An 8,054-nucleotide genomic window follows, 5' to 3' on the forward strand; every position below is an offset into this window, starting at 1 on the left:
GGTGCACTTCGGGGACCTCACGGTGATGTGCGCCGAACGCAGGGATCATTCCGGGGCTTACGTGAGCTGCGCGGGATCGAACCCACGAACCGGGACGCGTGCACCGGTTGCGAACCTGCCAGCTCTCCCGCCGTCGCGGGAAGTCTCAGACCCCCTGGGGTAGCGATCCAGGGGGCCGGCGCCACACCCGAGCGAGAGGAGGACTCGGGGGCGCTCGCGCTCGACAGGCAGGGGAGGGGCCTGGAGCGCGGGTTCAGAGGAGCCCAGGGTGCTGTTCGGTTCGCTTGAACCGTTTGGCGATCTGGCGCCGCTTGGCGTGGATCGCCGCCGCACCCTCGCGGCTCGACTTGACCTGGTGGTGATACGAGCACAGGGAGCGTAGGTTCTCCATGCTGTGGTCATCGCCAGGTCGGATGTGGTCCACGTCGGATGCGAGCGAGACGCAGCGTTCACCCGCTTGTGTAAGCGCGGTGCACTGCCCTCCGTCTCGTCGCAAGACACGGAGCCGGATCTTGGACCAGTCCTTCGGTAGGCGCGAGCGCCTGTCGGACCCTGCCCAGTTCGGCATCGTCACCCCCGACGCGGAAGTTGGGCCCTCGGTGACGTCCTACCTGAAGAGGTAGCTGCCATGAGCTGTCAACCCGAGGGGGCTTGTACGTAAGTTGCTACGTTCAGTGGGGCGCTCCGCGCCCTTACTGCGAAGCCGTAAGTAGCTTCATCCAGCGAGGCCCGACAGGGCCTCCAGCCTGCTACTTCGCCTTGCCGCTAGCCTCTTACACTTATATATACCGAGCCAGAGGTGTGATAGTCCGGATGGGTTTCAGGTGATCGTAGTCACACTTGCACAGTGAGGCTTCGAGGCTGGGCCGCCTGGCGGCGGCCATAGGGCTTGAGGGCAACGGCGAAGGGGTGCAGGGGCGAAACGGCTGGGAGCGCCCTACCGGGCGCCACAGAGCGGAGCCGCAAGCCGTAAGCTGCTCAACCTGTCAACCGGGGAGGTGGCGGCGTGTACCACGCCGAGCAGCCGAAGTACCTGCGCCTCGCAGAGGCCCTGCGCAAGCGCATCACCGAGGGGGCGTACCGCCCCGGCCAGACGATCCCCAGCGAGCCCCAGCTCGCGGCCGAGCATGGCGTATCGCGGCCTACGGTCGTCCGGGCCCTCGACCTCCTGAAGCGCGACGGGTGGATCGAGGCACGGCAGGGCTACGGCACCGTCGTGCGGAACCGAGACGCCGGCCAGAGCGCCCTCGACCAGCTCTCAGCCGCCGTCGAAGCCGTCCTCCAGGTCGCCGCGGACCCGCAGGAGCGGGCTGGCCTGCTCGCCCGTGCCCGCGAGGTCGTCGCCCGCCTCGACGAGGCCGCCCAGTAATCGAGTGCCGGTTGTCAGACCCCCGGCTTACGCTGGAGCCATGCACAACGACACCGACCTCCGCTTCGCTCTTCAGGTCGCCGGCGCCGAGCTGGCCGACACGCCCCCGGCTCCCGATTCCCCGCTCGGCCGGCTGCGTCTCTTCGCCGCCGCCAATCCCGGCACGACCCTGGAGGCCGGCCACGTCCGCCAGGCCCTCGCCGGCACCCTGGGGCGAAGCCTCGGGAAGTGAGGCCGCGGAGCATCCCATCAGGGCGTCGTCCACTGCGGGCGGCGCCCTTCCGCGTTGGCCGGCGCTTCGCCGGCACCCCTCAGATCGACCCTGAAACCGTGGCGCAATCCTGGCCGCTAAGACGTAGCGGTGGGCGAAAAAATCCACCGGGGGGTACCCCCCACGGGTACCCTGCTCCGCAGCGTGTGCTATCCTCGCGCGCTGCGCGCCCCGCGCTCCCTCACCACAGCGCCCCGCCAGCGGGCCCGCCAGCGCCCCGCCAGCGCCCCGCCAGCGGGCCCGCCAGCGCACGGCCAGCGCACGGCCAGCGGGCCCGCCAGCGCACGGCCAGCGCACGGCCCGTACCGAGCGCCCCGCGCCCCGCCAGCGCCCCGCCAGCGCGCGCGAAACGGCCTCTGACCTGCGGATTTGCTTTCGGTGTGCAAGGTGTGCGAGTCTTTGGACGTCGCCACAACGGGACGCACCGCAAGCCGTAAGGCAGGCGGGACGGACCAGGACAGCGACACTTGCACAACGGGTCCGACTCAGGTAGAGTCGAGCTCAGCAGGGCAGGCAAGCGAGTGAGTGAACCGGGATGCTGAAGGTCCGGGGAACGGTCGCCGTACCAGCGGACAGCGGCTCACTCGCATAGTGCCTGGCAGGACCCGGAGCGACTGTGATAGTGTCGCTTCAGCGCAGGGCCGAAGGGCCCAGCGCACACAAACTTTGATCGTCGCCGGAACGGCTTACATGCCGCCCGGTAAGAGGCTACCGGCCCGAAGGAAGCGCAACCTAGGAGAGGGTGATCCTCTCCCGCAATGGTGGGCAGCCCGGAGGCTATCCGTGAAACCCTGAGGAACCCTTCTAAACCAGCGCGGCGCGGACTTGTCCGAGTGTGCGACTCATAGGCTACTTGCGAAACCCGCACCCTTCGGGGTGCGGACGGACCTGGCAGAGGACACCCGAAACCAGGCAGCAGGGACAGAACCGTGAGACGACTGGAGGTTGTGTTCCCCAACCCGAGAGGGTTGGCCGGAAGGGCCGGAAGACTCGCAAGAGTCTGGAGGCCCGGAAGGACCAACCAGCCCAATCGGGAAGGGGACCGGGATGGCAGTCACCCGGTCCGAAGAACCTGCCAAACCGGCTCGCAAGAGTCGGGGGAGGGCCCGCAAGGGCCCTTCCGCGTAGACCCCTCGGGACCGCCCGTAAGGGCGGGGCCCGTAGCATCGAAGCGGTCGGGGTCACCGGGTCGCCTCCAGCCGGAGGCTTGACCCCTTGCACTAAGTGTGCAAGTGTAGCAACTAGCGGGGCCGGATCGTCCGGCCTCCACTCCGGAAGGGGAGCCCCATGTTCTGTCACCTCTGCGGCGACGTCGCCACGCACTACTACCGCACCACGTCCGGCCAGAACTCCGGCCGGTGCGGCTACCACGCCGAACAGTTCGGCTACCCGCAGTACCTGGTCGAGATCGCCCCCAAGCGTCCGGCCATGCGCACCCCGGCCTACCTGATCCAGTTCGCCGACGGTAAGGGCGACATCGACCCGATCAGCGACATCTGGCCCTTCGACCAGGACCAGGCCGCGTGGTGGGTCGATAACGTCACCGGGTGCGGTGAGCGTGAGGCGGACCTCATGATCGCCGATGCGATCTACGACGCCTACCGGCCGCAGTACCTGGAGGCGCAGTACGTCACCGCGGAAGTGACCCGCGTCACGCTCCTGCCGGTGCTGGACGACTGCTCCGCCTGGTAGTGTGATAGTGTAGCGACGGCGCCCCTTCGGGGGCGCCTGGCGAAACACCCTCCGGGGTGTCGTCCCAGCGTGGTGGCTGGGGCCTGACGATGCCAGCCTGTATCGCTTCTGTAAGGAGAGTAGCCATGTTCGAGAACCTGTTCCTGGCCCCGGTGGTCCTGTTCACCTGCGAGTGCGGCGACGTGTTCGCCGGATACGAGAACGGCGACGTGATCAAGCTGCACGACGCGGAGTACGGCGACCTGGGCGGACTGTCGCTCGGTCCGATCCTGTACATGTACCGCGAGGACCCGGACTGCACCGGGTGTGGCGGCGACCTGGTCTTCACCGCACTTGTGTAAGTGTAGCAACTCTGCTAGTCTGTACCCATCACCCCAAGCCAGCCCGAAAGGCGCATCATGACGCAGAACTCCGACACCCGCACCCCGAACTACTCCCGCTGGGGTGGCTGTCGTCCGGCCGCTTACGTCCGCAAGGTCGACATCGAGATCGAGCCGGGCGAGATCCTGCCCGGTGACACCCTGCTCGACGGTGACGGCGTCCCGTTCGCCATCGTGGTCAAGCGCACGGGCCGCAAGGCCGTGAAGGTCACGACGACCGCCCTGGATGGCGTCACGCCGTTCTTCCCGGTCCACTTCCCGGCCGGAACGACGGCGATGGTGCGTCGCTGAGGGTCAGAGTGTGATAGTGTAGCGAAGCAACAAGGCGAAACCTCCTGGAAGGAGGTCCGGCCGGGTGGTTCCCGGTCGCTGACGATGCCAGCCTGTATCGGTCCTGAGAGGACAACATCATGAGCGTTTCGCTGGACAAGACTGCCCAGTCCATTGCCTACGGCCGGATGCATGCCGCGATCAATCGCGGGGTGCGCAGGAACAACCTCCTGGCCCTGTCCCTGGAGTTCTCCGAGCGTGCCTACCGGGCCGAGGTCAAGGCGTTCGAAGCGCACAAGTCGGCCACCCTGGTGGGGGAGTGGGGGTCGACCGTGACCGATGCCAAGGAGTGCGACGCGGTCGGTTGCTGGGCACCGGTCCGGTCCTACGAGGACTTCTGCGGCGACGCGTGCTGGGACGCCTGGCACTACGAATTCGACCGCGAGTCGTACGACCGTAGGCTCTACGGCGCCTGACAGTGTGATAGTGTAGCGAAGCAACAGGGCGAAACCACCGGGAGGTGGTCCGGCCAGGGTGGTTCCTGGTCGCTGACGATGCCAGCCTGCACGATGGAGGGAATGACCATGGACCTGCGGAGGAGAGCTGTCCTGTTCGCGGCCGGCCTGGGGGTCGGTATCGCGGCTGGCTTGGGTATCGGCAGCGTGACCCTGCCTGTCGGCGGGGGTCAAGTGGCAGTGTTCAACGAGGGCTTCGTCGAAGCCAAGCAGGACGACTGTAACCAGGGGGCCACGGTCGCCTGCGAGTGGATCGTCGCGTACTACGGAATCCCTACCGGCCCGGAAGGCAAGTAACCATGATCGACGTCAAGATCTCCCCGCGCTACAGCGAAGAGAAGTACCGCATGCGGAGCGTGCCCGGCGGCTACCCCGGCGACATCGTCCGGCACTACCGGCGCAAGTTCTACGGCACGGAGTACCGATTCACGCACATCGTGTGGGGTGACGGCGACGTGACGTTCATCGTCCGGGTCGACGACGGTGCGGACTTCCTGCACCGATGGGATCACGTCGCCGGATAAGTGTGATAGTGTAGCGAAGTAACAAGGCGAAACCACCGGGAGGTGGTCCGGCCGGGTGGCCCCCGGTCGCTGATGATGCCAGCCGCATCCGTCTAAGGAGACGAGAGTATGTCCATCACCGTTCACCCCGCTTCGCACTCCGAGTACATCGCTGCCCTGGACTGGGCCCGCTCCGGTAGCGAGCGCATCGCCAACGCCACCAGTGCACCCGAAGAGATGCCGCGTAGCGCGAACTACTACCTGACCAGCGACTTCCAGTCGGGGTTCGGTGTGGAGAAGGATGGCACCCTGATCGGTCTGTTCTCGACGGTCAAGGGCCGCGGGGGAGACCTCGTATGGGCCGCCGTGCTCCACAAGGGTGCTGACCGGCTGGACTGCTTCGACGGATTCCTCCCCGCCTACTACAAGCAGTTCGGGTTCATCGAGACCGAGCGTGCCGCGAACTGGACGCCGGGCGAACCCGACGTGGTGTTCATGGCTCTCCGGTAGGGAGTTGTGCAAGTGTAGCGAGTGTGGTACGGTAGCTACAGCGCAAGGGGGAAGGGACGGACACTCCAGCCCGGCACTACAGCCCAAGAGTGCAAGTGTAGCGAGCGCGAGACGGCCCCCTCCGGGGGGCCTGGCGAAACCGGCGGGAGCCGGTCGGCCGGGGGTGGTGCCTCGGTCCTGACGATGCCAGCCAGCACGTATCGGAGAGGCGAGAGACATGATCCAGATCAAGGCAGACACCGCGACGCGCGAGCAGTACGTCACGAACATCGTGAAGGTGTGGAAGGCCGCCACCGCGGAGCAGGTCACGGAAGGGCGCCTGTGGTACGTCACCGCGCACAACCTGGCCGACATGATGACGGAGGGCGACGTGCGCAAGGGAGCCGGCGTGCTGGCCGCGCTGTCCCCGCAGACCTCCTGGCCCTTGAACGTGGAGCTCGCGAAGACCGCGTGCGAGACGGGTGAGCCGTCCGGACACCTGGGCGACGCCCTCGCGAAAGCTGCCAAGATCCTGGCCGGTGTCGACCCGACCGAGGTGCTCCCGATGGACCGCAAGACCGGCCACTTCTATCGCTGCATCCTCGACCCGCAGGATGCCGACGCGATCTGCATCGACCGGCACGCTCACGACATCGCCGTCGGCGAGGAGTATGGCGCGAAGGACCGGGGCCTGGGCGCGAAGGGCCGGTACGCCCTCATAGCGCACTGCTACCGCGAGGCTGCCCAGCGACTGGGTGAGCTCCCGTCGGTGGTGCAGGCGGTGACCTGGGTTGTCTGGCGGGAAGGGCTCGTCGGTAGGTCCACCAGGGGCACGGAGTTTGCAAAGTCGGGCTGAGTGTGCAAGTGTAGCAACCACAACAAGCCGAAACCCCGGAAGGGGTTGGCGTGGGATGGCAGCCCACGCCCTGATGATGGCAGGCCAAAGTGTGAAGGTGTAGCTATGAAGGTTCCCAGCAACGTAGTGCGGTGCGCGGTCGACAGCGGGCCGATCGTCTACCCGCTCCCCGGCATTCCGTACCGGTGCCAGACCTGCGGCGAGTCGCTGAAGGGCGCCGAGCACCCGCCCGGCACCCACTGGGAGGAGTCGTACGGGTACCTCGTCGAGGTCGAGACCGAGGAGGACCCGCGCGACACGGAGGAGGAGGTCGCGGACCTGTACTCCGCGATCGAGACCTTCGCCAGCATCCTCGGCGACGGGCTGACCGCCTGCCACGTCGGTGGCTCCTTCACCTGCTCCGAGGCGGACCGCATGGCCGCCGCCCTGATGGAGGGCGGCCACAAGCAGGCGGCGATGACCTTCCTGGAGGGACACGCGACCGGCGACGACGACCCTGACGACACCCACCCCGACATCGAGGACTTCGAAGCGTACGTGCTGAAGCTCGTCGGGCAGCGCGTGCCCGAGCTGATCGAGTACACGGAGGAGCAGGCATGAGCAGGGAGATCCGCGAGCGCACCACCAAGCTGCGCGACATGGTCGCCGAGGTGCAGAAGGTGGCCAAGCACCACGACCCCGGCACCCCGGAGTGGCGCGTGCTGGTCGGGCTGGCGGCGCAGGTCGACGACCTGCTGGCCGAGCTCCCCTGGGAGTTGCAGCCCGTGCCCACCACCGACGAACTGATCGACCTGATCGGTCTCTGACTCAAGGCGAAACCTCCGAAGGGAGGTTGGCGAGGGATGGCTGCCCCCGCCCTGACGATGCCAAGCCACACACCCCAGGAGTCTCAATGACGAAGTCAAGCCGTCTGGGTGACCGGTGGGGCGGAGGTGAAGACCCGTCCGTCACGCAGCAGGGCCCACAGCACGCTCGCCCGTCGCCGGGCCAGGGCGATGACGGCCTGGACGTGCTTGCAGCCCTCGCCGCGCTTTTTGAGGTAGAAGTCCCGGTTCGGTCCCTCGCGCATCATGCTGGTCTGCGCGGACATGTAGAACACCCGTCGCAGGCGGCGGCTGTAGCGCTTGGGCCGGTGCAGGTTGCCGGTGCGGCGGCCGGAGTCGCGCGGGACCGGCACGAGCCCGGCCGCAGAGGCGAGGTGGCCGGCGTCCGCGTAGGCCGACAGGTCGCCGGCGGCCACGACGAACTCCGCCCCGAGTATCGGACCCATGCCGGGCAGGGACTCGATGATCTCGGCCTGTGGGTGGGCGCGGAACGTGTCGCGGATCTGCTGGTCGATCCGCTTCAGTCGGTCGTCCAGCGCCAGGATCTGCGTTGCCAGATCAGCCACGATCTGCGCGGCGACGTCCTCACCGGGCAGCGCGGTCTGCTGGGCCTGTGCGGCCTCCAGCGCGGTCACGGCAACCGAATCAGCGCCCCGGACGCTGCGGTTGGCGAGCCAGGCCGTCAGCCTCGCTCGTCCGCGGCGCCGGATTGCCGCCGGGGTCTGGTAGCCCGTCAGCAACACCAGCGCACCCTTGTGCGCCGAGTAGTCGAAAGCCCGCTCCAGTGCGAGGAAGACCCCGGTGAGCACGTCGCGGAGCCGGTTGATCATCCTCACCCGGTCAGCCACCAGATCGGAGCGGTGGGCGGTCAGCAGGGCCAGGTCG

At 67.5% G+C, this 8,054-nt stretch carries 14 protein-coding genes and 6 other RNA genes; 18 read left to right on the plus strand and 2 right to left on the minus strand.

Annotated features, from left to right (window positions below; all coding sequences use genetic code 11):
* Window positions 1–253 precede the first annotated feature (253 nt).
* Window positions 254–391 (minus strand): hypothetical protein, encoded by a 138-nt coding sequence (locus tag ACFYQA_RS22665; protein WP_388920661.1) that lies wholly within the window; start codon window positions 389–391, stop codon window positions 254–256.
* 615 nt (window positions 392–1,006) lie between these two features.
* On the opposite strand from ACFYQA_RS22665, the gene ACFYQA_RS22670 reads away from it, so the two are divergent.
* From ACFYQA_RS22670 to ACFYQA_RS22755, 18 genes are all read left to right on the plus strand, one after another.
* Complete coding sequence (locus ACFYQA_RS22670) at window positions 1,007–1,369, plus strand: GntR family transcriptional regulator (protein WP_388920664.1); 363 nt, start codon at window positions 1,007–1,009, stop codon at window positions 1,367–1,369.
* Window positions 1,370–1,409: 40 nt separating this feature from the next.
* On the plus strand, window positions 1,410–1,601 hold the full coding sequence (locus tag ACFYQA_RS22675; protein ID WP_388920667.1) for a hypothetical protein: 192 nt from the start codon (window positions 1,410–1,412) through the stop codon (window positions 1,599–1,601).
* Between the two features lie 1,326 nt (window positions 1,602–2,927).
* Window positions 2,928–3,332: a hypothetical protein gene (locus ACFYQA_RS22680; protein ID WP_388920670.1), complete on the plus strand. Its 405-nt coding sequence runs from the start codon at window positions 2,928–2,930 to the stop codon at window positions 3,330–3,332.
* Between the two features lie 37 nt (window positions 3,333–3,369).
* An RNA gene (locus ACFYQA_RS22685) (hammerhead ribozyme type II) lies at window positions 3,370–3,434 on the plus strand.
* Between the two features lie 23 nt (window positions 3,435–3,457).
* Window positions 3,458–3,673 carry a hypothetical protein gene (locus ACFYQA_RS22690; RefSeq protein ID WP_388920673.1) on the plus strand — a complete coding sequence of 72 codons (216 nt, stop codon included), beginning with the start codon at window positions 3,458–3,460 and terminating at the stop codon, window positions 3,671–3,673.
* 57 nt (window positions 3,674–3,730) lie between these two features.
* Complete coding sequence (locus ACFYQA_RS22695; RefSeq protein WP_388920676.1) at window positions 3,731–4,003, plus strand: hypothetical protein; 273 nt, start codon at window positions 3,731–3,733, stop codon at window positions 4,001–4,003.
* Window positions 4,004–4,035: 32 nt separating this feature from the next.
* Window positions 4,036–4,100: hammerhead ribozyme type II (locus tag ACFYQA_RS22700), an RNA gene on the plus strand.
* Between the two features lie 22 nt (window positions 4,101–4,122).
* Window positions 4,123–4,458 carry a hypothetical protein gene (locus tag ACFYQA_RS22705; protein WP_388920679.1) on the plus strand — a complete coding sequence of 112 codons (336 nt, stop codon included), beginning with the start codon at window positions 4,123–4,125 and terminating at the stop codon, window positions 4,456–4,458.
* 26 nt (window positions 4,459–4,484) lie between these two features.
* Window positions 4,485–4,549: hammerhead ribozyme type II (locus tag ACFYQA_RS22710), an RNA gene on the plus strand.
* 11 nt (window positions 4,550–4,560) lie between these two features.
* Window positions 4,561–4,794 carry a hypothetical protein gene (locus ACFYQA_RS22715; protein ID WP_388920682.1) on the plus strand — a complete coding sequence of 78 codons (234 nt, stop codon included), beginning with the start codon at window positions 4,561–4,563 and terminating at the stop codon, window positions 4,792–4,794.
* 2 nt (window positions 4,795–4,796) lie between these two features.
* Window positions 4,797–5,021: a hypothetical protein gene (locus ACFYQA_RS22720; RefSeq protein ID WP_388920684.1), complete on the plus strand. Its 225-nt coding sequence runs from the start codon at window positions 4,797–4,799 to the stop codon at window positions 5,019–5,021.
* Window positions 5,022–5,045: 24 nt separating this feature from the next.
* Window positions 5,046–5,109, plus strand: an RNA gene (locus tag ACFYQA_RS22725) — hammerhead ribozyme type II.
* 20 nt (window positions 5,110–5,129) lie between these two features.
* Entirely contained in the window at window positions 5,130–5,510 is a 381-nt protein-coding gene (locus tag ACFYQA_RS22730; protein WP_388920686.1) for a hypothetical protein, read from the plus strand.
* A gap of 131 nt (window positions 5,511–5,641) precedes the next feature.
* Window positions 5,642–5,706: hammerhead ribozyme type II (locus ACFYQA_RS22735), an RNA gene on the plus strand.
* 21 nt (window positions 5,707–5,727) lie between these two features.
* Window positions 5,728–6,345, plus strand: coding sequence for a hypothetical protein (locus ACFYQA_RS22740; protein ID WP_388920689.1), 618 nt, complete (start codon window positions 5,728–5,730; stop codon window positions 6,343–6,345).
* A gap of 25 nt (window positions 6,346–6,370) precedes the next feature.
* Window positions 6,371–6,434: hammerhead ribozyme type II (locus tag ACFYQA_RS22745), an RNA gene on the plus strand.
* A 16-nt stretch (window positions 6,435–6,450) separates the two neighbouring features.
* Complete coding sequence (locus ACFYQA_RS22750; RefSeq protein ID WP_388920692.1) at window positions 6,451–6,945, plus strand: hypothetical protein; 495 nt, start codon at window positions 6,451–6,453, stop codon at window positions 6,943–6,945.
* Window positions 6,942–7,151, plus strand: coding sequence for a hypothetical protein (locus ACFYQA_RS22755; RefSeq protein ID WP_388920695.1), 210 nt, complete (start codon window positions 6,942–6,944; stop codon window positions 7,149–7,151). The genes ACFYQA_RS22750 and ACFYQA_RS22755 overlap by 4 nt, the downstream gene beginning before the upstream one ends.
* A gap of 95 nt (window positions 7,152–7,246) precedes the next feature.
* Here ACFYQA_RS22755 and ACFYQA_RS22760 read toward each other — a convergent pair.
* Window positions 7,247–8,054, minus strand: an 808-nt coding sequence (locus ACFYQA_RS22760) for an IS110 family transposase (RefSeq protein WP_388920698.1), incomplete at its 5' end; no start/stop codon positions are given.

It is taken from the genome of Streptomyces sp. NPDC005774 (assembly GCF_042871645.1).
GTDB classification, from domain to species: Bacteria; Actinomycetota; Actinomycetes; order Streptomycetales; family Streptomycetaceae; genus Streptomyces; species Streptomyces pratens.